Below are 24,190 nucleotides of genomic sequence, written 5' to 3'. Positions count from 1 at the left end.
TCGCGTTCAGCGCTGCCCCATCGGCCGCAGCCGCGCGACGAACACGACCTTCGTGCCCGACGGCTGGGCGTTCTCCCACCGGATGCGCCCCCGCAAGTCCTGCACGAACGAGGTGACGATCCGCGTCCCCAGCCCGGCGAGCACCGGGCGGAACCCGGCCGGCAGCCCCGAGCCGTCGTCGGTGACCGTGACCGTCAGTTCGTCGCCCGTCCCCTCGGGGCCCTCGCGCCGCTCGGCCTCGACGACCACCGACCCGTCCCGGTCGGCGAGGCCGTGCTCGACGGCGTTCTGCACGAGCTCGGAGATGACCATGGCCAGCGCCGTGGCGTCCTCGGCCCGCACCCGGCCGAACGACCCGACGAACCGGGAGTCGACCTGGTGCTCGCGTCGCGCCACCTCGACGGTGGCCCGCAGCCCGCGCAGCGCGATCTCGTCGAAGTTCACCGTCTCGTCGAACCCGGCCGAGAGCGTCTCGTGGACCAGCGCGATGGTCGCCACCCGGCGCACCGCCTCGTCGAGCGCCGCGCGGGCGTTCTCCTCCGGTACCCGCCGGGCCTGGAGCCGCAGCAGCGCCGCCACGGTCTGCAGGTTGTTCTTCACCCGGTGGTGGATCTCGCGGATCGTCGCGTCCTTGGTGAGCAGCTCCTGCTCGCGGCGCCGCAGCTCGGACACGTCGCGGCAGACGATCATCGCGCCCTTGCGCACCCCGAGCGCGGTGAGCGGGATGGCCCGCATCGTCACCGTCGCGCTCGCGGTCTCGACCTCGGTGCGCCAGGACGCCCGGCCCATGACGACGACGGCCAGCGACTCGTCGATCCGCCGGTCACCGTCGGAGAGCAGGTCGGTGACGATCTTGGCCAGCGTCTCGCCGATGACGTCGCCGACGTGGCCCATCCGGTGGATCGCCGACACCGCGTTGGGGCTCGCGTAGAGGACGACGCCGTCGGGGTCGAGGTGGATGACGCCGTCGCCGACCCGCGGGGCGCCGCGCCGCAGCCCGGTGGGCGAGGACGGCGAGGGAAACTCCCCGGTCGCGACCATCCGCAGGATGCTGTCGGCGAGGTCGCGGTAGGTCAGCTCGAGCCGGCTCGGGGTGCGCCCGCCGGTGAGGTTGGTGTGCCGGGTGAGGACGGCGACCACCCGGTCGACCTTGACGACGGGGACGGCGTCCTCGCGGATCGACATGTCCTCGCGGACGGCGGGCTCCGGCGACGCGACGAGGCGGCGGTCGCGGGTGGCGCGGTCGAGCATGGCCGCCCGGGAGCGGGTGGAGGACCGGCCGACGATGTCGTCGTAGAAGACCATCGGCCCGGTGTTCGGCCGGACGTGCGCGACGGCGCGCCAGCCGTCCAGCCCGCCGCGGACCCACAGGACGAGGTCGGCGAAGGACAGGTCGGCCACGAGCTGCCAGTCCCCGACGAGCAGGTGCAGCCACTCCGACTCCTCCGGGCGGAGGTCGGTGGTCTGCTGCAGCATCCCGGCGAGCGTGCTCACGGTCGGTCAGCCTAGTTGCCGCCCGCGGGCCGCCCGGACGGCGGTCAGCCCGAGGCGCCCACCCGCACGACCGAGCGCAGCGTCCGCAGCGCCACAGACAGCGCGGCGATGTTCGGGCTCTCCAGCCGCTTGATGCCGGCCAGCGAGGAGCGGGCCCGGCGGATGGCGTCCTCGTTGGCGTCGGCCCATGCCTCGTACTGCGCGACGGTGTCGTCCTCGGCGACGCCGGCCGCGCCCGCGGTCTCGATGACCGCCCGGGTCAGCGACTCCAGCACGGCGTACAGGTCGTCGCGCAGGGCGCCGCGGGCCAGGGCGTCCCACGGGTCCTCGCGCGGCAGCCGGCTCACCTTGTCGAGGAGGGCGTCGATGCCGAAGCGCTCGGAGGCCAGGTAGTACAGCGGCGCGACGTCCTTCGGGGCGCGGCCGGTGTCGGTGGCGATGTCGGCGATGTCGAGCAGCGAGTACTGGTCGAGCAGCGACGCCGCCCACGTCGCGAGCGCGGCGGGCACGCCGGCCGCCTCGAGCTCGCCGGCGCGGCGCTCCATCCGCTTCTCCTCGTCGCCGCGCAGCAGCTCCTCGATGACGGGGGCGATGTCGCGCACGACGCCCGCGAACCGGTCGACCTCGGCGCCGATGTCGAGCACGGCCGGCCGCGAGCCGAGGAACCAGCGCACCGAGCGGTCGAGCAGCCGGCGAAACTCCAGATACAGCGCGGTCTGCGCCGAGGTGGGGACGGTGTTGTCCAGCTGCTCGACCTGGCGGACGTAGTCGGCCAGCCCGAACACCTCGCGGGCGACGACGAAGGCCCGGGTCACCTGCTCGGGCGAGGCGCCGGCCTCCTCCTGGGCGCGGTAGGCGAAGGTGATGCCGCCGCGGTTGACCATGGAGTTGACGATCGAGTTCGTGATGATCTCGCGGCGCAGCGGGTGCGCCGCCAGCGCGCCGGCGTACCGCTCGCGGATCGGCGCCGGGAAGTACCCGGCCAGGGTGTCCTCGAAGTACGGGTCGTCGGGGATGTCGCTGGCCAGGATGTCGTGCTTGAGCACGAGCTTGGCGTAGGCGACGAGCACCGAGAACTCCGGGCTCTTCAGACCGAGGCCCTCGTGCCGGCGCTTCTCCAGCGCGGCGTCGCTGGGCAGGAACTCCAGGGCACGGTCGAGCTCGCCGCGCTGCTCCAGCCAGTGCATGAACCGCTCGTGGACGGTGACCATGACGTGCTCCTGGGCGCGAGCGTTGCCGAGGAGGACGTTCTGCTCGTAGTTGTCCCGCAGCACGTGCTCGGCGACGTCGTCGGTCATCGAGGCGAGCAGCTCGTTGCGCTCCTCGATGGTGAGGCCGCCCTCGCGGACCACCTGCCCGAGGAGGATCTTGATGTTCACCTCGTGGTCGGAGGTGTCGACGCCGGCGGAGTTGTCGATGGCGTCGGTGTTGACCCGCACGCCGTGGAACGCGGCCTCGATCCGGCCCAGCTGGGACAGGCCGAGGTTGCCGCCCTCCCCCACGACCTTGACCCGCAGCTGCTCGCCGTCGACCCGGATGGCGTCGTTGGCGCGGTCGCCGATGTCGTCGGCGTCCTCGGTGGAGGCCTTGACGTAGGTGCCGATGCCGCCGTTCCACAGCAGGTCGACCGGCGCGAGGAGGATGGCGTGGATGAGCTCGGCGGGCGTCATCGCGCCCACGCCGTCGGCGATGCCGAGGGCCTCGCGCATCTGCGGGGTGACCTCGACGGACTTCAGGCTCCGGGCGAACACCCCGCCGCCCTCGCTGACGAGGGAGCGGTCGTAGTCGTCCCACGACGAGCGGGGCAGGTCGAACAGCCGCCGCCGCTCGGCGTACGAGGCCGCCGCGTCCGGGGTCGGGTCGACGAACACGTGCCGGTGGTCGAAGGCCGCGACGAGCCGGATGTGCTCGGACAGGAGCATCCCGTTGCCGAAGACGTCGCCGCTCATGTCGCCGACGCCGACGACGGTGAACTCCTCGCTCTGGGTGTCCAGGCCCATCTCGCGGAAGTGCCGCTTCACCGACTCCCACGCGCCGCGGGCGGTGATGCCCATCGCCTTGTGGTCGTAGCCGGCCGACCCGCCGGAGGCGAAGGCGTCGTCGAGCCAGAACCCGTAGGACTGGGCAACGCCGTTGGCGATGTCGGAGAAGGTCGCGGTGCCCTTGTCGGCCGCGACGACGAGGTAGCTGTCGTCGCCGTCGTGCCGCACGACCCGCTCCGGCGGGACGATGGCGGTGCCGTCGCGGTTGTCGGTGACGTCGAGCAGGCCGGAGATGAACAGCCGGTAGGCGGCCTTGCCCTCCTCGAGCCAGGCCTCGCGGTCGGCGGCGGGGTCCGGCAGCTGCTTGGCGTAGAAGCCGCCCTTGGAGCCGGTGGGGACGATGACGGCGTTCTTCACCATCTGCGCCTTGACCAGGCCGAGCACCTCGGTGCGGAAGTCCTCGCGGCGGTCGCTCCAGCGCAGCCCGCCGCGGGCCACCGGGCCGAAGCGCAGGTGCACGCCCTCGACCCGCGGGCTGTAGACGAAGATCTCGAAGCGCGGGCGCGGCGCCGGCAGGTCCGGCACGGCGCGCGGGTCGAGCTTGAGCGAGACGTACGGGTGGTGGTCGGCGCCGTCGCGGCCGGCCTGGTAGAAGTTCGTCCGCAGCCCGGCCCGCACGACCCCGAGGAAGGCCCGGATGATCCGGTCGTGGTCGAGGCTCGAGACCTCGTCCAGCGCCTCCAGGACCCGCGCCGCGGCGGCCTCCTCGGCCGCCTCCCGCTTCTCCTCCTGCTCCGGCCCGAACCGGTCGGGGTCGAATCGGGACTCCCACACCTCGACGAGGGTGCGCGCGATCTCGGGGTGGGCGACGAGCGCGTCCTCGAGGTAGTCCTGGCTGTAGGTCGCCCGGGTCTGGCGCAGGTACTTCGCGACCGTCCGCAGGACGACGACCTGCCGCCAGGTCAGCTGCGCGCCGAGGACGAGCTTGTTGAAGCCGTCGGACTCGGCCCGCCCGTCCCAGACGGCGGCGACGGCGCCCTCGAACAGCTCGCGCAGGCGCTCGTGCGGGCACGCCTCCCAGACGTCGACGTCGGGCACCCGCAGGCCGAAGTCGTAGACGTGGAGGACGGTGCCGTCGGCCCGGGCGACCTCGAAGGGCTGCTCGTCGACGACCTCGACGCCCATGTGGGTGAAGATCGGCAGGATGTCGGTGAGCGAGAGCGGGTCGACCCGGAACAGCTTGAACCGCCGGACGTCGTCCGGGGCGTCCTGCGGCCGGTAGAGCGCGACGCTCGTGCCCTGGTCGGGGCCGAGCCGGTCCAGGTGGGCGACGTCGGCCAGGCCCTGGCTGACGGTGAAGGACTCCTCGTAGGCCGTCGGGAAGGCACGGCCGAACCGGTCCATGAGGCGGTCCCCGGCCTCCTCGCCGTGCCGCTCGTCGAGGGCGTCCCCGAGCCGGTCGCTCCAGGTCCGGCTGGTCTCGACGAGCCGCTGCTCGAGGGCCTCGCGGTCGGCGCGGTCCAGGGTGCGGACCCGCTTGCCGCGGGGCACCCGGACGACGAACTGGAGCCGGGCCAGGGCGGACTCGCTGACCCGGGCGGCGAACTCGACGTCGACCCCGCCGAAGGTGTCCTTGAGGATCTCCGACATCCGGGTGCGGACCGCGGTGTTGTAGCGGTCGCGCGGGATGAAGACGAGGCAGGAGACGTACCGGCCGAAGTCGTCCTCGCGGATGAAGAGCTTGGTGCGGCGGCGCTCCTGGAGCTGGGTGACGGCCAGGGCGGTCTCGTACAGCTGGTCGACGCCGGCCTGGAACAGCTCGTCGCGCGGGTAGGACTCCAGCACCTCGAGCAGGTCCTTGCCCGTGTGGCTGTCCGGCGCCAGTCCGGACCGGTCGAGGACGGCCCGGACCTTCTCGGCGACGAGCGGCACCCGCAGCACCGACTCGGTGTAGGCGGTCGAGGCGTACAGCCCGAGGAACCGGTGCTCGCCGGTGACCCGGCCCTGCTCGTCGTAGGTCTTCAGGCCGACGTAGTCGAGGTGGGCGACCCGGTGCACCGAGGACTTGGAGTTGGCCTTGGTGAGCACGAGGATGCCGGGCCCGTGCGCCACCTGCGCGGCCTGCGGCGAGAGGACGTCGGCGGTCTTGTCCTGCGGCGGGTCGGTGCGCAGCAGCCCGAGCCCGGAGCCGGCGACCGGGGCGATGACCTCGCCGTCGTCGCGGCGCTCGAGGACGTAGTCGCGGTAGCCGAGGAAGGTGAAGTGGTTGTCGGCCATCCAGCGCAGGAACCGGGTGGCGAGGGCGACCTCCTCGCGGTCCACGCCGGCCGGCGGCGCGCCCTCGAGCTCGGCGGCGAGGACGAGGCAGCGGCTGCGCATCTTCGGCCAGTCCTCGACGCTCTGCCGGACGTCGGTGAGGACCCCGCGCACCGTCTGCTCGATCTCCGCGCGGCGCTGCTCGTCGCCCTCGCGGTCGATGGACAGGAGCATCCACGACTCCGCGAGCTCACCCTCGGCGCCGGGGCGGAAGTCCTTGGTGATGTCCCGGTTCTCCACCTTCTGCAGCCGGCCCTGCGCGTCGCGGGTGACGACGAGCTGCGGGTGGATGATGAGGTGGATGTCGACGCCGTCCTGCACGAGGGCGCCGGTGACGGAGTCGACGAGGAAGGGCATGTCGTCGGTGACGACCTGGATGATCGTGCGGGGGTTGGACCAGCCGTCGGCCTCGGTGCTCGGGTTGTAGACCCGCACGTTGGCCGTCCCCTCGGGGCGCTCCTCGGCCAGGCGCAGGTGGCTGTGCGCGGCGCCGGCGAAGGTGTCCGGGGTGCGCGAGGTGAGCTCGTCGAGCGGGATGTGCCGGAAGTACCGCTGGACGAAGTCGCGGCCCCAGCCGTCCGGCGAGAGCTCCTCGAAGGTGCTCGCGATCGGCGCGAGGACGTCCTCGCGACTGCTGGCCGAGACGGTCGTCATCCGGTGGTCGCCCTCTTTCGTCCGGTGGCGCCGCGCGGCGACGGCGGCCACGTCCTCGTGTCCTCTCCCGAGACTATCGACCTCGGCAAGACCCGCCCGGCAGGCCCCGGGCCCCGGGTGTCTCGCCGACGAGAACCGGCGGAACCCGCGACGCCCGGCGGGTTGCCCTGTGGGCAAGTCCGCGGCCGGCCGGCCGGACGCGGCTACCGTGGCGGGGTGCCCCTGGGACCGGATCCGCAGCGTGCCGCCGCGGCGCGTGCCCGGCTGGACGCCCTGCGCGACGTCGTCGCCGCCGCCGAGGACGACCTCCTCGCGTGCCTCGTCGTCACCGGGGAGCCCGGGGCCCAGCGCGTCCTCGACGACTGGCTGGACCAGGCCGTCGACACCCTGCGGGCGGTCGGCGAGGCCGCCGACAAGGTGACGGCCGCGCTCCCGGCCGGCGCGCCTGGTTCCACGGCGGACGGCGCGGCTGCCCCCTCCGCGCCCGTGTCCGGTCGCGGGTCCTGGCCCGGGGCCGAGCGGTGAGCCTCGTCCCCGGCGACCCCGGCTCGCTGTCCGCGTGCGCCGCGACCGCGGCGTCCGTCGGCGCGACCCTGGCCGCGCGCGGCCAGGCGCTCACGGAGTCGCTGGCCGGGCTCGGCGACGGCTGGCCCGGCCGGCGGTCGGTCGAGACCCGGCGACGGGCGGACGGGGTGGCGGACGCGACGGCGACCACCGCGGCCGAGCTGGCGCGGGTGTCCACCGTTCTCCAGGACCACGCGACGGCGCTGGCCGACCTGCTCGCCCAGGCCCGCGCCGTGCAGGAGCGCGCCGAGCGGGCGGGGCTCGAGGTCCGTGACGGCCGCGTCCGACCGGCCCTCGGGGTGCTGGCCGAGGCCGACGCGTCGGCCACCCGGGAGCGTGACGAGGCCGCTGCCCGGCTCCAGTCCGACCTCGACGGCGTCCTGGCCCGGGCCCGGCGGCAGCGCGACTTCGCCCTCGAGGTCCTGCGCGGGTCGACCACCCGGCTGGCCGGGGTGTCGACCGACCTGCGCCGCTGACCGCGGCCCGGGAGCCGTCGGGCGTCAGTCGCTGAGGCGCACCCGCAGCATCGCCGCGTCCTCGGGGTCCAGGGGCGTGCCCGGCTCGAGGTCGACGACGACCCGCTCGATCGTCCCGGTGAAGGCGTTGCGCAGCGGCGGGTAGTCGTCGACGACGGGGCTGCCGCGGTCGACGCCGACGTTGAAGGTCTCGTCGAAGGTGAAGTAGTACGCCGTCGTCGCCTCGACCCGCCCCTCGCCCACCACGGCGCCGTCGACGAGCAGGCACACGGTGCCGCCGCTGCCCACCGGGCCGCCGTCGTAGACGAAGTCCATCGTCACCTCGTGGCGCCCCGGGGCGAGCAGGGTGCGGGCCCGCACGACGGTGAGGTCGCGGCCGTGGAGGTTGTAGGCGTAGCAGGGCCGCCCGTCCAGCAGGTACAGCGACCAGCCGCCGAACCGCCCGCCCTGCGCGACGAGGACGCCGTTGGACGCCTGCGGCGGCAGGTGCGCGTGCGGCAGGTCGAGCTCGACGCTCACCCGGTGCGAGCGGTTCTTGACGTTCGGCGCCGCCTCCTCGGACAGCCGGCGCGTCGTCGGGCCGAAGACCATCCGCCGCCGGCCGTGGTGGAGGTCGAAGCGGCCGGCGAGCTCGGGGTTCTCGCGCTCGGTGACCCGGTCGTCGAGGGGGAAGACCTGGTGCGCGGAGGCCTCGGCGACGAACACCTCGCGCAACGCCGCGAGCCGCTCGGGGTCCTCCTGCGCGAGGTCGCGGGCCTGGGACCAGTCGCGGGTGAGGTCGTAGAGCTCCCAGACGTCGTCGTCGAACGGCCGCGGCTCCTCGGTCATCTTCCACGGCAGGCCGTGGCGGGTCACCGCGGTCCAGCCCTCGTGGTAGATCCCGCGGTTGCCGACCATCTCGAAGTACTGCGTCCGCCGGCGTTCGGCGGCGCCGGGGTCGTCGAAGCTGTAGCGCATCGACACCCCCTCGACCGGCTGCTGGAGGACCCCGTCGACCGTCTGCGGCAGCGGGACGCCCGCGGCCTCGCAGATCGTCGGCAGGATGTCGATGACGTGGTGGAACTGGTCGCGGACCTCGCCGCGCGCCGCGAAGCCCTCCGGCCAGTGGACGATGAGCCCGTCCCGGGTGCCGCCGAAGTGCGAGGCGACCTGCTTGGTCCACTGGTAGGGCGTGTTCATCGCCAGCGCCCACCCGACCGGGTACATGCCGTACGTCGACGGCGAGCCGATCTCGTCGAGCCGGGCGTCCATGTCGGCGACGTCGTCGGCGAAGCCGTGCCCGACGAGGTGCTCGCGGGCCGTCCCCTCGAGCCCGCCCTCGCCGGAGGCGCCGTTGTCGCCGAGGAGGTAGACGACGATCGTGTCGTCCAGCGCGCCGACGGCGTCGAGGGCGTCGACCATCCGGCCGACGTGGTGGTCGGCGTGCTCGGCGAAGCCGGCGTAGGCCTCCATGAGCCGGGCGGCCACGCGCCGGCCGGCGTCGTCCAGCTCGTCCCAGTGCGGGACGCCGTCGGCCCACGGGGCGAGCTCGGTGTCCGGCGGAACGACGCCCAGCTCGATCTGCCGGGCCAGGATCTCCTCGCGCATCGCGTCCCACCCGGCGTCGAAGCGGCCGCGGTAGCGCTCGATCCACTCGGGCGCGACGTGGAAGGGGGCGTGCGTCGCGCCGAGCGCGAGGTAGCAGAAGAAGGGCCGGTCCGGCGTGAGGGTCTTCTGGGTGCGGATCCACGTCACGGCCTGGTCGACGAGGTCCTCGGTGAGGTGGTAGCCCTCCTCCGGCGTGCGCTCCGGCTCGTACGGCGAGGTCCCCGCGTACAGCTGCGGGTACCAGTGGTTCATCTCGGCGCCCATGAAGCCGTAGAAGGTGCCGAAGCCCTCCCCCGTCGGCCAGCGGGTGAACGGCCCGGACGGGGTCACCTCGACCGGTGGGGTCTGGTGCCACTTGCCGAAGGCGGCCGTCGAGTAGCCGTTGCCGCCGAGGATCTGCGCCATCGTCCCCGCGCTGGCCGGCCGGAAGCCGTGGTAGCCGGGCTCGCTCGTCGCCATCTCCGAGGTGACGCCCATGCCGACCGAGTGGTGGTTGCGGCCGGTGAGCAGGGCCTGGCGGGTCGGTGAGCACAGCGAGGTGACGTGGAAGCGGCTGTAGCGCAGGCCGCCACCGGCCAGGCGCTCGGCGGTCGGCATGTGCACCGGTCCGCCGTACGGGGAGGAGGCGCCGAAGCCCATGTCGTCGACGACGACGACGAGGACGTTGGGGGCGCCCTCCGGTGCGCGGACCGGCACGACCGGCAGGCCCGCGACGTCGAGCGGCAGGTGCCGGCGGTCGGGCTCGGCGGGTGGGGCGGCGCTCGTCGTCGTCGGGTCGAGCAGCGGGGAGGCGGCCTGCGCCGAGGGGTGCCCGGGGTCGGGGGCACCGGTGGGGGCGGATGTCACTCCCGGATGGTGCACCCCGCGGGACCACGCCGTCCAACACCGTCCACCGCCGACCCTCGGTGTGGCGCAGAGGCATCGGCCGCCGACGGCGCCCGGCCGCCGGCGCGCCCTAGGATCGGGAGGCCACCCACCGACGAAGGGACCCCGGAGTGCGACTCACCAGACGCGAGCGGCTCGACGCCTCCCCGGACGCGGTGTACGCACTGCTCACCGACGAGGACTTCCAGCGCGAGAAGTGCGCCCGCACCTCCGAGGGCGGTACCTACGACGTCAGCGTCACGCCCACCGGCGTCGGGCACCGCGTGCAGACCTCGCGGCAGATGTCCTCGAGCGGGCTGCCGGACGCCGCCCGCTCGTTCGTCGGCGACACCCTCGTCGTCGTCGAGAGCTACGACTGGGGCGCGCCCGGACCGGACGGCTCCCGCGAGGCCGCGGTCGACCTCCACGTCAAGGGGGCCCCGCTCGTGCTGCGCGGCACCCTGCGCGTCGAGGCCGACGGCACCGGGTCGCTCGAGGTCCTCGACGCCGAGCTCAAGGCCAACATCCCCTTCATCGGCGGCAAGATCGAGCAGTCCGCCTCCGGTCCCATCTACGCCGCGGTCGACACCGAGGTCGCGATGCTCCGCGACCGCCTGGGCTGACACGCGGCGCCGCCCGGCACCCCGCGTGGGGCACCGGGCGGCGCGACGGGCCGGCCTCGCCGGTCAGCCCATGTGCGGGTAGCGGTGGTCGGTCGGCGGGGTGAAGTTCTCCTTGATGGACCGGGTCGAGGTCCACCGCATGAGGTTCGCCGCCGAGCCGGCCTTGTCGTTGGTCCCCGAGGCCCGGCCGCCACCGAAGGGCTGCTGGCCGACGACCGCGCCGGTCGGCTTGTCGTTGACGTAGAAGTTGCCGGCGGCGAACCGCAGCCGGTGCGTCGCGTCGGCGATGGCCGTCCGGTCCTGGGCGATGATCGCGCCGGTGAGGGCGTAGGGCGCCACCGACTCCATCTGGTCGAGGACCCGGTCGTACTGCCCGTCCGGGAAGACGTGGACGGTGAGGATCGGCCCGAAGTACTCGGTCGTGAACATCTCGTCGGTCGGGTCCTCGGCCGTGACGACCGTCGGCCGGACGAACCAGCCCTCGGAGTCGTCGTAGGTGCCGCCGGCGACGACCTCGAGGCCGCTCGTCGCGTGCGCCCGGTCGATGGCGGCCTTGTGCTTGGCGAAGGCGCGCTCGTCGATGACGGCGCCCATGAAGTTGCGCAGGTCGGTGACGTCGCCCTGGGTGAGGCCGTCGGTGACGGCGACGAGGTCGGCCTCGATCGTCGCCCACAGCGAGCGCGGCACGTACGCCCGCGAGGCCGCGGAGCACTTCTGGCCCTGGTACTCGAACGCCCCGCGGACCATCGCGGTGCGCAGGACGTCGGGGTCGGCGCTGGGGTGGGCGAGGATGAAGTCCTTGCCGCCGGTCTCGCCGACGATCCGCGGGTAGTGGCGGTAGCCCGAGAGGTTCTCGCCGATGGTCCGCCACAGGTGCTGGAAGGTCGGCGTCGAGCCGGTGAAGTGCAGGCCGGCGAAGTCGGGGTGGGCCAGGACGACGTCCGAGACCGCGACGCCGTCGCCGGTGACGAGGTTGACGACGCCGGGCGGCATCCCGGCCTCCTCGAGCAGCTCCATCGTCAGCTGCGCCGCGAGCTGCTGGGTCGGCGACGGCTTCCACACGACGGTGTTGCCCATGAGCGCCGGGGCGGTCGGGAGGTTGCCGGCGATGGCGGTGAAGTTGAACGGGGTGACGGCGTAGACGAACCCCTCGAGCGAGCGGTGGTCGCTGCGGTTCCACAGGCCCTTGCTGTTCGCGGGCGGCTGCTCCTCGATGACCTGGCGGGCGAAGTGGACGTTGAAGCGCCAGAAGTCGACGAGCTCGGCGACGGCGTCGATCTCGGCCTGGTAGACGGTCTTGGACTGGCCGAGCATCGTCGCGGCGTTGAGCCGCGAGCGCCACGGACCGGACAGCAGCTCGGCGGCCTTGAGGATGATGCCGGCGCGGTCGTCGAAGGACAGGTCGCGCCAGCCCGGGGCGGCGGCGCGGGCGGCGTCGACGGCGGCGGTGGCGTCGGCCTTCGTCGCGCCCTTGGAGACGCCGAGGACGTGGTGACGGTTGTGCGGCTGGCGGACCTCGAACCTCGTGCCGCCGCCCATGACGCGCCGGCCGCCGATGGTGTGCGGCAGCTCGTGCTCGGTGGCGGTCAGCGTCGCCAGGGCGACCTCGAGCGAGCCGCGCTCGGGGCTGCCGGGGGCGTAGTCGAGGACGGGCTCGTTGGTCGGGGCGGGGACGTGCGTCACAGCGTCCATGGGGGTGGGGCACCTCGCTCGGGTCACGGCTTCGGGATGCCCCCACTCTTCCCCGCGCCGATCCGGCGACGCAACTCGCCCCCGCGCCGCCCCGGCCGGGGCGGCTACTCGGCGAGCAGCGCGAGGACGGCCGCGAGCTCGGTGACGTCGTACCAGAGCAGGTCCGCGGTGCCGGTGTCCCCGCGGGACTCGTCGACGTGGAAGGAGACGACCCGGGCTGTGGGCACGCTCCCCTGCACCTCGACGCGGGAGGGCACGTCGCCGTCGGCGGGGACCGTGACGTCCCCGGAGTCGACGTCGGCGGATGCGACGACGCGCCGCTCGTCGCCCTCCCGCAGCGCCTCGGCCTCCTCGGTGGCCGCCACCCAGGCGAGGTGCTCGAGCTCCTCGGCGTCGGTGGTGAGGCCGGGGCGGCCGAGCGCGGGCGTCACGCCGTGCGCGGCGACCGGCGCCGGGCCGAGGGCGCCGCCCTCCGCGAGCGCGTCGAGGTCGGCGGCCGTGACCGGCAGGTAGACGCGGGTGAGCGGCATCGGGGCTCTCCTCGTGGGTCGGCGGGTCGGGGTGGGACGGGGTGTGGGGTCGCGCCGGTCAGCGGCCGCGGGCCTGGGGCGCGTCGAGCAGCTCCTGTAGGGCCTCGACGAGCCCGCGGCCGAGGACGTCGGCGTCGGGCATGGCGTCGCGGTCGGCGTACAGGCCGTAGTAGACGCCGCCGTCGTAGGAGGTGAGCCCGATGGACAGCGCCTGCCCGGCCCCGAGCGGGGTCACCGGGTAGGTGGCGACGAGCTGCGCGCCGTCGGCGTAGCGCGGCGTCTGCGGGCCGGGGACGTTGGTGATGACGACGTTGTGCATCCGCCGCGAGACCATGCCGCCGAGCCGGGCGCCGAGGGCGTGCATCGTCGGCGGGGCGAAGCCGCCGACGCCGGTGAGCGCCTCGGCCGACACCGCGCGGCGGCCGCCGTTCTCGGTCTGCTGGCGCATCGAGAACGCGATCTGGTGCAGCCGGATCGAGGGCTTCGGCTCGCCGACCGGCAGGTCGACGAAGCAGGCGATGATCTCGGAGCCGGGCGGGGACTCGTCGCCGACGTCGGCGGCGCGCACCGACACCGGGACGAGCGCACGGACCGTCGTGCCGGGGTAGACCGGCTCGCCGCGGGTGAGCAGCCAGGAGCGGAAGGCCCCGGCGACGGTGGCGAGGACGACGTCGTTGATCGTCACCTCCTCGGCGAACGAGCCGCGGCCGAGCCGGGAGCGGACGGCGCGGTAGTCGTCGAGGTCGGTGCCGACCATGACGTACCGCCGGGCCCGCCCGACCGAGGCGTTGAGCGGCGAGGTCGGGGCCGGGCGGGTGGAGACGCGGGCCAGCGTCGTGGCGACGTCCCCGGCGACGGAGGCCACCTTGAGCGCGGTGCGCGAGACGTCCTCGATGCCGCCGCGGACGGAGTCGACGAGGTGGCTCGGGGTGCGGACGGCGTCGACGAGCGCACCGACGAGGAGCTCGGCGGACGTCGGCTCCGGGCGCGGGCGCCACGTGGCGAGGACGCCGTCGGCGCCGGAGGGGTTGCCGTCGACGAGGACGTTGCCGATGTCGACGCCGTGGACGCCGTCGACGAGGCTGTGGTGGCTCTTGGTGATGATCGCGAAGCGGTCGTCGGCGAGGCCCTCGACGAGGTAGACCTCCCAGAGCGGCCGCGAGCGGTCCAGCGGCCGGGGCAGGATGCGCGCGACGAGCTCCTCGAGCTGCTCGTCGGAGCCGGGCCGCGGCAGCGCGCTGCGCCGCACGTGGTAGCTGAGGTCGAACGCGGTGTCGTCGACCCACACCGGGTTGGCCAGGCCGCCGGGGACGGTCTTGATCCGCTGCCGGTACCGGGGGACGTAGGCGATCCGCTCGCTGATGAGGTCGACGAGGGTCTCGTAGTCGAAGCCGCCCTTGGGGACGTCGAAGACGAGCACCGAGCCGACGTGCATCGGCGTCGCCGCGTCCTCCAGGTACAGGAACGAGGTGTCGAGCGCGCTCAGCCGGTCTGCCACGAGGGCCATGGTGTCAGACGGCGACCCGGCGGCGGCGGCCGTGACGGGCGGTGGCGGGCGGCGCGGCGCGGGCGTCGAGGTCGGCGGCGAGCGCAGCCACCGCGGCGACGAGCGGCGAGCGCGGCACGACCTCGGGCAGGCCCCGTCCGGCGAGCACCGCGGCGTCGCAGTCGTCGGGGACCCAGGGCAGGAAGCGCACGTCCTCCAGGCCCGCGAACCGGCCGAGGACCTCGCGGATGGCGCGCTCGGGCCGTGACCCCGCGACGCCGGCGCGCACCTTGTTGACGACGACCGTGGGCGGCGGCGACGGCACCACGGCGACGTCCTGGACGGCGCGGACGAGCCGCTGCAGCGACACCGGGTCGGCGGCGCCGACGACGACGAGGTGGTCGGCGGTGTCGAGCGCGGCGAGGGTGGCGGCGTTGCGGCGCGGCGCGGCGGTGTCGTAGCTGAGCTCCTCGTCGTCCTCGATGGCGAACCCGGCGTCGACGACGACGTGGTCGGCCACCGCGCGGGCCAGGCGCAGGACGTCCTCGACGGCCGCGGTCCGCAGCTCGGGCCAGCGGTCGGCCCGCGGCAGGCCGGTGAGCACGCGCAGGCCGGGCAGCACCTCGGGCGCCAGGCGGGCTAGGGCCGGCACGTCGAGCGCGCCCTGCTCCGAGGCACGGGCGGCCGCGGCGACCCCCGGGGCCTCGTCGACGACACCGAGCAGCTGGGCCACGGAGGCGCCCCAGGTGTCGAGGTCGACGAGCAGGGTCCGCACGCCCGCGGCAGCCAGCCGGGCGGCGAGAGTGACGGCGACGGTGCTGCGCCCCGGCGCCCCGGTGGGACCCCAGACGACGGTGACGGGGGTGGGGACCTCGGGTGCGTCCGGGGGCTCGTCCGCCGGGGGCGGCTCCTCCTGCGGCAGCGGGCGGGAGGTGCTCGCGTCGCCGAGGGCGCGCAGCGCGGTGCCGACGGTGGCGGCGTCGTCGTCCGGGCGGAGCAGTGTCGCGACCCCGAGCTGGCGCAGCCGGCGCTCCCCCGCCTCGTCGTCGCCGGGGACGAGCCCGGCCACCCGCACCCCGTGCCCCGCGAGGTGGCGCAGCGCGTCGCGGTCGAGGCCGCGCAGGTCGGGCGAGACGACCGCGACCCTGGCCACCCCCGCGGCCCCGGCGGAGAGCAGCTCGGCGAGGTCGGCGCACCGGCGCACGAGGACCAGTCCCGGGGCGTCGCCCAGGACGGCGACGAGCGCGGTCTCGTCGCGGTGGGTGACGGCGGTGACGACGCTGGTCGGCGCCGCGGTCACGAGGCGTCGCCGCCCACGACGGCCCCCGGCACCGGGACGAGGGTGATCCGCGCGCCGAGGTCCACGTCGGCGACGAGGTCGCGCACCGAGTCCCGCGGCACCATGACCCGCACCGCGCGGGTCTGGTCGACGCCGCCGAGGACGTCGTCCTCGCCCGCCAGCGACACGACGAACGCGCGCTCCAGCACCCGCTCCGGGCCCTCGTAGCGCGCCCGGCCGACGCCGTCGCCCGCCTCCGGCCGGTTGACGTAGACATCGACGAGCGAGCCGCGGGAGAGCGCCGAGGCCGAGGTCGCGTCGACGAGCAGGGCGAGCTGCTGGACCTCGACGTCGTCGGCCGTGCCGACGCCGCGGGCGGGGACGAGCTCGCCGGGCATCAGGTCGCGCAGGGCGAAGGCGTCCTCGGGCAGGGCCCGGTCCGCGGGGAGGTAGCCGGCGGCGCCGTCGCCCAGCTGGACCCGGACCACCTGGAGCTCCTCGGCGGTGAGGCGCTCCCCCGGGCCCACCGCTCCGCGCGCGGCGTAGACGGGGACCCGGTGGTCGGCCCGGGCGACGACGAGGGCGCCGAGGACGGTCGAGACGAGGACGAGGAGGACCCCGACGAGCAGCCGCGAGTCCCGCCACGACGGCGCCCGGAGCCGGGTGGCCGCGGGGGTCGGCAGATCGGTCATGGCGGCGATCCTGCCCGACGCCGCGGGCGGTCGCGCGCCGAGACGGGGCCCCTGTGGACGACGGTTCCGGGTGGTGCCGGTGGTGGCACACTGGCGGCGTGCCGCGCCGCTTCATCCCGCTCACCGAGGTGTCCGAGATCCTCGACATCTCGGCGGCCCAGGCGTACGCGCTGGTCCGCAGCGGGGACCTGCCGGCCATCAAGGTCGGCGGGCGCGGGCAGTGGCGGGTCGAGACCAGCGAGCTCGAGGACTACATCGAGCGCATGTACGCCCAGACCCGCGAGTTCGTCTCCACCCGGGGCGAGGAGCCCGAGGCGACCTGACGCGGTCGCCGCCTCAGCGGCGGGACGCGACGGTGCGCAGCGCGGCGAAGGGGACGGCCAGCGTGCGCCGGACGTTCCCGCGGCGGCGCGGCTCGCCCGCCGGGTGCTCGGCCAGCAGGACGTGGTCGGCGCCGACGACGTCGATGGTGCCGACCAGCGGCGTCCCGGTGCCGACGTCGAGGGCCACGGTGGCCCGGTCCCGGGCGAGCGCCCGCAGCGCGTAGCCCAGCCCGAAGCGGCGCGCCGACCGGGGCTCCTCGGCCCGCGCCGGCAGGCCGTCCACCGCGACGACGGCGTGCCGGGGCACGAGCACCTCGCGTCCGGCCGGGGCGAGCAGGAGCCAACCGTCGCCGAGGTCGCGCAGCTCGCCCGCCAGCGCCCCACCCCCGGCCAGCAGCACCTCGACCGGACGCCCCACCGCCGCACCGAGCCGCGCGGTGAGGTCGACGAGCGCGCGCTCGCGGCGGGTGCGCTCGGCCACCTCGCTGTCCAGCTCACGACGCTCCTCGGCCGCCAACTGCCCCTCGAGGTCCGCGAACATCCCCTCCCACCGCATGTCCACAGGCTAGGCCCACCGGTTGCGGCTGCTTCTCGCGCAGGATTAGGGTCGAACGCATGCAAACGACACCAAACGCGGTCAAACGGACGGTACGGGTGGGGACGGCCGTGGTGCTGCCGTCCGTCGTCGCGGTCGCCGCGGGCTTCGGGCTCTGGCGCGTCCTCACCGACCTCGCGGCCGCGGTCCGGGCGGGCGCGCCGCTCACCGCGGACGCGGCGCTGCTCGGCCTGCTGGCCGCCGTCGGTCTGCTCGGTCTCTCCTGGCTCGTGCTCGGCGTCGTCCTGGAGGCCCTGGCGCGGGTCCCCGGCGCGCTCGGGCACGCCGCGGCGTCGGCGTCGGCCGCCCTGAGCCCGCGCGTCGTGCGGCACGTCGCGGCCCTCGTGCTCGGCGTCGGCTCGGGGGTCACCGGCGCGGCGGCGCACGCCGCTCAAGCCGGAGTCGTCGCCACCGTCACCGACGTCGGGAGCGGGCGCCTCGCGCTCGGCCCCTCGGGCGCCGACACCCTGCCCGACCCGTCGTGGGCCGCCGCCCCGGACACCGGGTGGACGCCGGAGCCGCCGGTCGTGCGGCCCCAGCCGGACCTGTCGGTGCTGGGCGGCCGGGCGGCCTCGCGCGCCGACGCCGCGGCGGACGAGGCCCACGAGGTCGTCGTGCGCCGGGGCGACTCGCTGTGGGTCATCGCCGCCCGCCACCTCGGCGAGGGCGCGAGCGACGCCGAGATCGCCGAGGAGTGGCCGCGCTGGTACGCCGCCAACCGCGACGTCGTCGGTCCCGACCCCGACGTCGTCCGGCCCGGCCAGGTGCTGCGGGCACCCGCGGCCGGGGCGGCGTCGTGAGCGCCCACGCCCGCCGGGTCGCCGACCCACCCGGCCTGCCGCCCGCCGTGTCGCTCCACGAGGCCGTGCGACAGGTTCGGGAACGGACCTCCGGGCCCCGCGTGCCCGGCTACGTCCAGGACGCCCTCGCCGTCGACTTCGCGTGCGCCTCCGACGAACAGGTCTTCGGCCCGCAGCGCACGGCCCGCGCCGACCTGCCGGACCCCACGGAGTGGGCGGCCCGCATGGCCCACGCCGTCGTCGAGGTGATGACCGGGCTGCGACCGGCCCCGCAGGTCGTCCGCTGGACCACGCCCGAGGTCTACGCCGTCGTCGCCCGGCGCGGGGCGCTCGTCGCGCGGCGCGCCGCGTCCGGTCGCGCCTCCCGCACCCGCCACCCGGTGGTCGTTCGGCGGGTCCGGGTCTGCGAGCCGGCCGACGGCGTCGCCGAGGCCGCCGTCGTCCTCCAGCACGGGCCGCGGGTGCGCGCGGTGGCGCTGCGGCTCGTGGGCCAGGACGGCAAGTGGCGGGTCAGCGCCCTCCAGGTCGGCTGACCGCCCGGGCGGCGAGGTCGGGTGGGCGGCGCGGCGGTCATTTCCCGGGGACCAGCAGCCCGAAGTAGCCGTCCTCCAGGGTCCCGGCGTCGCTGGACAGCCGGACCTCGATCTCCCCCAGGCCGTTGATGACGCAGATGTGGTTGAACGTCGTGACCACCCGGATGCTGTCCGGGCCGGAAATCCCCGACCCGTACGAGCTCTGGAGCGTGGCCATGGTCCCCTCGACGGCGAACTTCCCGTCCGGGACGTCGACGCAGTACCCACCGGCGGCCTGGCCCGGGGCCCTGGTGACCGTCGTCCCGGCGAGCTCGGGCGAGCTGAGGCTCGTCCGCACCGTGCCCGAGCCGCTCACGTGCAGCCAGTACACCCGGCCCGGCACCGTGTCCGGAAGTGCCTCGGCCACGCGGGCGGCGGTGTCGAAGCGGTTGCCCCCGGCGATGCGGGTCGCGGACCCCGAGGTCGTGAAGGTCGCCAGCGCGCCCACGACCTCGTCGGAGACCGAGCCCGGCCCGCCCAGCACCACGATGCGTCCGGGCTGCAGGGAGATGAGGGCGGACTTCGTCACCGTGGGGATCGACGTGGGCTCCACGAGGAGGACGGGCGCGTTCCGGTTCGCCGCGAGCACGCCGCCCGCGAGGGCGTCGGGGAACACCCGGCCGCTCGCGACGTAGACGACGTCGACGGGGCCCGTGCGGGCCTGTGCGGTCGGGGCGGCGCCGACGACGAGCGCGACGAAGGCGGTGGTGGCGAGGGCCACCACCGCCGCGAGCAGGCGGGAGCGCGCCGAGAGCGCCCCGGCCGGGGACGCGGCGGCGACGTGCCGAGCGATGCCGGCGGGGAGGCGGGGACCACGGTGGCGAGCGAACATGCTGGGGACCTCCTGGACGTCGGCCGGACGCCGACATCCTGGCCTCGCGCCGGGTGCCACGCCATGACCCGACCGGGTCATGGCGTCCGGTGGGCCGGTCGTCCCGCCGGGTTCAGTCGACCTGGGTCGCGATCCGCGCGGCGGCGATCCTGGTCAGCGTCCGCATCCCGTCGAGCGCGTTCTCGCGGTCGCCCTCGACGACGTAGAGGAAGCTCACGAGGTCCTGCGCGGCGAAGGCCGAGTGGCAGATGTGCGTCCCGTTCTCGGCGTCGGCCATGCACCAGCCCACGACGTCGTCGGCGCCGTCCGGCACCGGGACCTTGACGGTCTTCACCTGGGTGAACTCGCGGTTGTTGGCGGCGAAGGTCCGGCAGTCGAGGGTGTCCTGGACCTCGCCGACGATGTCGCGGGCGATGCCCTCGGGGTAGGCGGTGACCGTCTGCCCGACGAGGGCGCCCCGTCCCGACCACGTGCCGCTCGTGCCGAGCACCTGCCGGATCTCCGAGGGCAGCGAGCCCCGGCAGGTGTCGAACCAGTCCCACCGGGTCGTCTTGGGCTTGTCCTTGACGGACAGGCCGATCTTCTCGAACGCGCCGGTCGGCAGCAGCGCCTTGCGCGTCGCGGACGTCGCCCGCCGCCTCGCCTCGGCCTTGCCGACCTCCGGGTTCGCCGACGCCGAGGAGGACGGCGACGCCGAGCCCGACGGGCTGTCCGACGACGACGCGGACGCTCCCGAGGACGACGGGCCGCCCGGCTCGGAACCGCCCCCGCACCCGGCGAGCGCGAGCGCCACCGCGACCGCCCCGACCGCCGCCCGACACGCCGTTCCGGCCATCTGCCCACCCCGCCTCGCGCGCGGCGCCGTGCCGCGGTGAGCGGACGCTAGTGCACGCGGACGACCGGCGAGAAGGCCCGCGGGCGGCGCCTCCCCTCAGGGGACTCTCAGCGGACGGTCAGCGACGACCGTGGCACATCTTGAACTTCTTGCCCGACCCGCACGGGCAGGCGGCGTTCTTCGGCGTCGACGCCATCTGCTCGGCCGTGATCGAGCTCCCGGCGGGGGCCTTGTCGTCGCGGACCTCCACCTCACCGGTCTCGGTCGGCGCCGAGTAGTGCAGCGCACCGCGTCGCGGACGGCCGACCCCGACGCCGGACACCTCGACGTGCGGGGCGTCCTCGGTGGCGGCGACCTCGGGCTCCGGCTCGGACCCGACGTGCCCGGTGTCGTCCGAGGCACCCTCGGCGAGCGCCTGCCCGCCGCCGGCCATGGCCCCGAGCATCTGCGAGACGTGCACCGGCTCGACGGTGGGCGCGGTCTCGGGCTCGTCGACCTTGACGTCGACGTGGAAGAGCAGCCCGACCGACTCCTCCTTGACCGACTCGTTCATCGCCTGCCACAGCAGGAAGCCCTCGCGCTGGTACTCCACGAGCGGGTCGCGCTGGGCCATCGCCCGCAGGCCGATGCCCTCCTGGAGGTAGTCCATCTCGTAGAGGTGCTCACGCCACTTGCGGTCCAGGACCGAGAGCATGACGCGGCGCTCGACCTCGCGCATGACCTCCGAGCCCAGGGCCTCCTCGCGCTGGTCGTACGACGAGTGCGCGTCGGAGAGCAGCTCCTCCTTGAGCAGCTCGGCGGTCAGCCCCGAGCGCCCGCCCGCGGCCTCCTCCAGCTGCTCGGGGGTGATGGAGATCGGGTACAGCGCCCGCAGCGCCCCCCACAGCCGCTCGAGGTTCCAGTCCTCGGGGAAGCCCTCGGCGGTCTCGGAGTCGACGTAGCCCTCGACGACGTCGTTGACGAAGAAGCGCAGCTGCTCGTGCAGGTCCTCGCCCTCGAGCACCCGGCGGCGCTCGTCGTAGATGACGGTGCGCTGGCGGTTGAGGACGTCGTCGTACTTGAGGACGTTCTTGCGGATCTCGTAGTTCTGGGCCTCGACCTGCGCCTGGGCGGACTGGATCGAGCGGGTGACCATCTTGGACTCGATGGGCTGGTCGTCCTCGAGCTTGGCCGTCGTCATGACCCGGTCGACGAGCCCGGCGTTGAACAGCCGCATGAGGTGGTCCTGCAGCGAGAGGTAGAAGCGCGACTCGCCGGGGTCGCCCTGACGGCCGGAGCGGCCGCGCAGCTGGTTGTCGATGCGCCGGGACTCGTGCCGCTCGGTGCCGAGGACGTAGAGGCCCCCCAGCTCGGTGACGGCCTCGTGCTCGGCCTCGACCTCCACCTCGGCCTTGGCCAGCGCCTCGTCCCAGGCGGCCTCGTACTCCTCGGGCGTCTCGTGCGGGTCCAGGCCGCGGTCCTTGAGGGCGGCGACGGCCCGGAACTCGGGGTTGCCGCCGAGCATGATGTCGGTGCCGCGGCCGGCCATGTTGGTCGCGACGGTGACGGCGCCCCTGCGGCCCGCCTCGGCGACGATCGACGCCTCCCGCTCGTGGTGCTTGGCGTTGAGCACCTCGTGGCGCACCCCACGGCGGCGCAGCTGCTCGGACAGGTACTCCGACTTCTCGACCGAGACCGTGCCGACGAGCACCGGCTGGCCCTTCTCGTGCCGCTCGGCGATGTCGTCGACGACCGCCTTGTACTTCGCCTCCTCGGTCCGGTAGACGAGGTCGGCCTCGTCGGCGCGCACCATCGGGCGGTTGGTCGGGATGGGGACGACGCCGAGACCGTAGATGGAGTTGAGCTCGGCGGCCTCGGTCATGGCCGTGCCGGTCATGCCGGAGAGCTTGTCGTACATGCGGAAGTAGTTCTGGAGGGTGATCGTCGCGAGGGTCTGGTTCTCGTTCTTGATCTCCACCCCCTCCTTGGCCTCGATGGCCTGGTGCATGCCCTCGTTGTAGCGGCGGCCGGCGAGCATGCGGCCGGTGTGCTCGTCGACGATGAGGACCTCGCCGTTCATCACGACGTAGTCCTTGTCGCGGGTGAAGAGCTCCTTGGCCTTGATGGCGTTGTTGAGGTAGCCGATGAGCGGGGTGTTCGCCGACTCGTAGAGGTTGTCGATGCCGAGGTGGTCCTCGACCTTGTCGATGCCGCGCTCGAGGACGCCGACGGTCTTCTTCTTCTCGTCGACCTCGTAGTCGCCGCGACCCGACTCCAGCTCGCCGCGCTCCATGCGCGTGGCGATGCTGGCGAACTCCTGGTACCACTTCGTCGGCGCGTCGGCGGGGCCGCTGATGATGAGCGGCGTGCGGGCCTCGTCGATGAGGATGGAGTCGACCTCGTCGACGATGCAGAAGTTGTGGCCGCGCTGGACGAGCTCGTCGGTGGACCACGCCATGTTGTCGCGGAGGTAGTCGAAGCCGAACTCGTTGTTCGTGCCGTAGGTGATGTCCTTGGCGTACTCGACCCGGCGCTGCTCGGGCGTCATCGTCGCGAGGATGACGCCGGTCTCGAGACCGAGGAAGCGGTGGACGCGGCCCATGAGCTCGGACTGGTACTCGGCGAGGTAGTCGTTGACGGTGATGACGTGGACGCCCTTGCCGGACAGCGCGTTGAGGTAGCTCGGCAGGGTCGCGACGAGGGTCTTGCCCTCACCGGTCTTCATCTCGGCGACGTTCCCGAGGTGCAGGGCCGCCCCACCCATGATCTGCACGTCGAAGTGGCGCTTGCCGATGGTCCGCTTGCTCGCCTCGCGGACGGCGGCGAAGGCCTCCGGGAGGATGTCGTCGAGGGTCTCGCCGTCGGCTAGCCGCTTCTTGAACGAGTCGGTCTCGGCGCGCAGCTCGGCGTCGCTGAGCTTCTCGAAGTCCTCCTCGATGGCGTTGACCTGCGCCGCGAGGTTGTCGAGCTTCTTGAGGATGCGCCCCTCTCCGGCACGCAGCAGCTTCTCGACGATCTTCACGAGTGGGACTCCCTTGAGGCAGACGGACGCGGGCGGGCCTGGGGCCGCCGGACCCGCCCACGATAGTCGAGCCGCGTGCGGGCCACCCCCGGGCGGCCGACGAGGCCGTCCCGGCGGTTCCCGGGGGCCACGCAGGGAACGGCCGGTGCGGGGCGGCGAGTTCCCCGCAGGGGTGTCGCGGTGGTTTCCTGACGCCATGAGCGAGACGCCGTTCCCCGGGTGCGTGCCCGAGCTCACCGACGGCCACGTCCGGCTGCGCGCGCACCGCCCGGCCGACCTCGCCCGTGTCGTCGAGCAGTGCCGCGACCCCGAGACCCTGACCTGGACGACGGTGCCGCGGCCGTACGGCGAGCGGGAGGCCCGCGAGTTCCTCGCCCTCGTCGAGGCCGAGTGGAACGCCCCGGGCGGCGCCCGCTACTGGGCGGTGTGCCCCGCGGAGGACGAGGACCGCTTCCTCGGCACCGTCGACCTGCGCCCGCGGGCGGCCCGCGGGAGCGCGATCGTCGGCTTCGGGCTGCACCCCGACGCCCGCGGCGAGGGGTACATGGCGAGCGCGCTGCGCCTGGCCTGCCACTGGTGGTTCGACGAGGGCGGGTCGCGGGTGCACTGGTACGCCGCGCGCGGCAACTTCGCCTCCTGGCGGGTGGCCTGGGCCTGCGGCTTCACCCACCACGGGACGCTGCCGGGCTCCCTCGAGGCCCCGGACGACGGGCCCGCGCAGGACGGGTGGATGGCGAGCCTGGCCGAGCACGACGTCATGGAGCCGCGCACGCCCTGGCCGGAGCCGCCGGTCCTCACGACCGACGCCGCCGGCGGCCTGCGGCTGCGGCCGTGGCGGGACTCCGACGTCGAGTGGCTCGAGCCGCGGGACCAGCCGGCCCACCACATGCCGGCCCGCGGGGTGCTGGACGCCGACACCTTCCCCGAGTGGCTCATGACCCGCCGCGAGAAGATGGCGCAGGGCACGACGCTCAGCTGGTGCGTCGCCGAGGC

At 74.4% G+C, this 24,190-nt stretch carries 19 protein-coding genes; 7 read left to right on the top strand and 12 right to left on the bottom strand.

The window, feature by feature from the left end; translation table 11 throughout:
• Positions 1 to 6 precede the first annotated feature (6 nt).
• Complete coding sequence (locus EPD83_RS15920) at positions 7 to 1,494, bottom strand: sensor histidine kinase (RefSeq protein WP_128367940.1); 1,488 nt, start codon at positions 1,492 to 1,494, stop codon at positions 7 to 9.
• A gap of 44 nt (positions 1,495 to 1,538) precedes the next feature.
• Positions 1,539 to 6,446: an NAD-glutamate dehydrogenase gene (locus tag EPD83_RS15915; RefSeq protein WP_165566842.1), complete on the bottom strand. Its 4,908-nt coding sequence runs from the start codon at positions 6,444 to 6,446 to the stop codon at positions 1,539 to 1,541.
• Between the two features lie 216 nt (positions 6,447 to 6,662).
• Here EPD83_RS15915 and EPD83_RS15910 point away from each other — a divergent pair, with 216 nt between their 5' ends.
• Both EPD83_RS15910 and EPD83_RS15905 read left to right on the top strand, forming a co-directional pair.
• Positions 6,663 to 6,971, top strand: coding sequence for a hypothetical protein (locus EPD83_RS15910; protein WP_128367599.1), 309 nt, complete (start codon positions 6,663 to 6,665; stop codon positions 6,969 to 6,971).
• Positions 6,968 to 7,486 (top strand): hypothetical protein, encoded by a 519-nt coding sequence (locus EPD83_RS15905; protein WP_128367598.1) that lies wholly within the window; start codon positions 6,968 to 6,970, stop codon positions 7,484 to 7,486. The genes EPD83_RS15910 and EPD83_RS15905 overlap by 4 nt, the downstream gene beginning before the upstream one ends.
• Positions 7,487 to 7,510: 24 nt before the next feature.
• Here EPD83_RS15905 and EPD83_RS15900 read toward each other — a convergent pair whose 3' ends face one another.
• A complete protein-coding gene (locus EPD83_RS15900; protein ID WP_235950666.1) occupies positions 7,511 to 9,919 on the bottom strand; it encodes an arylsulfatase in 2,409 nt (802 codons plus the stop codon).
• A gap of 149 nt (positions 9,920 to 10,068) precedes the next feature.
• On the opposite strand from EPD83_RS15900, the gene EPD83_RS15895 reads away from it, so the two are divergent.
• Complete coding sequence (locus EPD83_RS15895; RefSeq protein WP_128367508.1) at positions 10,069 to 10,560, top strand: DUF2505 domain-containing protein; 492 nt, start codon at positions 10,069 to 10,071, stop codon at positions 10,558 to 10,560.
• Between the two features lie 63 nt (positions 10,561 to 10,623).
• Here the strand turns inward: EPD83_RS15895 and pruA are convergent, their stop codons facing one another.
• The 5 genes from pruA to EPD83_RS20765 all read right to left on the bottom strand — a co-directional run bounded on the left by pruA (position 10,624) and on the right by EPD83_RS20765 (position 16,239).
• A complete protein-coding gene (pruA, locus tag EPD83_RS15890; protein WP_128367507.1) occupies positions 10,624 to 12,252 on the bottom strand; it encodes an L-glutamate gamma-semialdehyde dehydrogenase in 1,629 nt (542 codons plus the stop codon).
• A 104-nt stretch (positions 12,253 to 12,356) separates the two neighbouring features.
• Positions 12,357 to 12,782 carry a DUF6912 family protein gene (locus tag EPD83_RS15885; RefSeq protein ID WP_128367506.1) on the bottom strand — a complete coding sequence of 142 codons (426 nt, stop codon included), beginning with the start codon at positions 12,780 to 12,782 and terminating at the stop codon, positions 12,357 to 12,359.
• A gap of 58 nt (positions 12,783 to 12,840) precedes the next feature.
• Positions 12,841 to 14,280 carry a WS/DGAT/MGAT family O-acyltransferase gene (locus EPD83_RS15880; RefSeq protein WP_128367505.1) on the bottom strand — a complete coding sequence of 480 codons (1,440 nt, stop codon included), beginning with the start codon at positions 14,278 to 14,280 and terminating at the stop codon, positions 12,841 to 12,843.
• A gap of 13 nt (positions 14,281 to 14,293) precedes the next feature.
• Positions 14,294 to 15,568: a nucleotide-binding protein gene (locus EPD83_RS20770; RefSeq protein ID WP_165566839.1), complete on the bottom strand. Its 1,275-nt coding sequence runs from the start codon at positions 15,566 to 15,568 to the stop codon at positions 14,294 to 14,296.
• A complete protein-coding gene (locus tag EPD83_RS20765) occupies positions 15,565 to 16,239 on the bottom strand; it encodes a CpaB family protein (protein ID WP_128368079.1) in 675 nt (224 codons plus the stop codon). Before EPD83_RS20765 ends, EPD83_RS20770 begins: the two co-directional genes overlap by 4 nt.
• A gap of 98 nt (positions 16,240 to 16,337) precedes the next feature.
• Between EPD83_RS20765 and EPD83_RS15865 the strand changes: the two genes are divergently transcribed.
• Positions 16,338 to 16,562 (top strand): helix-turn-helix domain-containing protein, encoded by a 225-nt coding sequence (locus EPD83_RS15865; protein WP_128368080.1) that lies wholly within the window; start codon positions 16,338 to 16,340, stop codon positions 16,560 to 16,562.
• A 13-nt stretch (positions 16,563 to 16,575) separates the two neighbouring features.
• Here the strand turns inward: EPD83_RS15865 and EPD83_RS15860 are convergent, their stop codons facing one another.
• Positions 16,576 to 17,118, bottom strand: a complete 543-nt coding sequence (locus tag EPD83_RS15860; protein ID WP_165566838.1) for a hypothetical protein — start codon at positions 17,116 to 17,118, stop codon at positions 16,576 to 16,578.
• A gap of 59 nt (positions 17,119 to 17,177) precedes the next feature.
• On the opposite strand from EPD83_RS15860, the gene EPD83_RS15855 reads away from it, so the two are divergent.
• Positions 17,178 to 17,957: a LysM peptidoglycan-binding domain-containing protein gene (locus tag EPD83_RS15855; RefSeq protein ID WP_164896684.1), complete on the top strand. Its 780-nt coding sequence runs from the start codon at positions 17,178 to 17,180 to the stop codon at positions 17,955 to 17,957.
• Positions 17,958 to 18,058: 101 nt separating this feature from the next.
• Positions 18,059 to 18,490, top strand: coding sequence for an Rv3235 family protein (locus EPD83_RS15850; RefSeq protein ID WP_205859562.1), 432 nt, complete (start codon positions 18,059 to 18,061; stop codon positions 18,488 to 18,490).
• A 37-nt stretch (positions 18,491 to 18,527) separates the two neighbouring features.
• On the opposite strand, the gene EPD83_RS15845 is transcribed toward EPD83_RS15850, so the two are convergent.
• From EPD83_RS15845 to secA, 3 genes are all read right to left on the bottom strand, one after another.
• A complete protein-coding gene (locus EPD83_RS15845; RefSeq protein WP_164896683.1) occupies positions 18,528 to 19,361 on the bottom strand; it encodes a cell wall-binding repeat-containing protein in 834 nt (277 codons plus the stop codon).
• Between the two features lie 112 nt (positions 19,362 to 19,473).
• The gene (locus tag EPD83_RS15840) at positions 19,474 to 20,196 is read right to left on the bottom strand and encodes a hypothetical protein (protein WP_165566837.1); all 723 of its coding nucleotides are present in this window, start codon (positions 20,194 to 20,196) and stop codon (positions 19,474 to 19,476) included.
• 118 nt (positions 20,197 to 20,314) lie between these two features.
• Positions 20,315 to 23,197 (bottom strand): preprotein translocase subunit SecA, encoded by a 2,883-nt coding sequence (gene secA / locus EPD83_RS15835; protein ID WP_128367429.1) that lies wholly within the window; start codon positions 23,195 to 23,197, stop codon positions 20,315 to 20,317.
• 196 nt (positions 23,198 to 23,393) lie between these two features.
• On the opposite strand from secA, the gene EPD83_RS15830 reads away from it, so the two are divergent.
• The coding region (locus EPD83_RS15830) for a GNAT family N-acetyltransferase (RefSeq protein WP_165566836.1) at positions 23,394 to 24,190 on the top strand (797 nt) is incomplete at its 3' end.

The organism is Phycicoccus flavus (genome assembly GCF_004025965.2).
Lineage (GTDB): Bacteria > Actinomycetota > Actinomycetes > Actinomycetales > Dermatophilaceae > Phycicoccus > Phycicoccus flavus.
The sequence above is the reverse complement of the archived record's forward strand: the minus strand, read 5'-3'. Positions and strand labels throughout refer to the sequence as shown.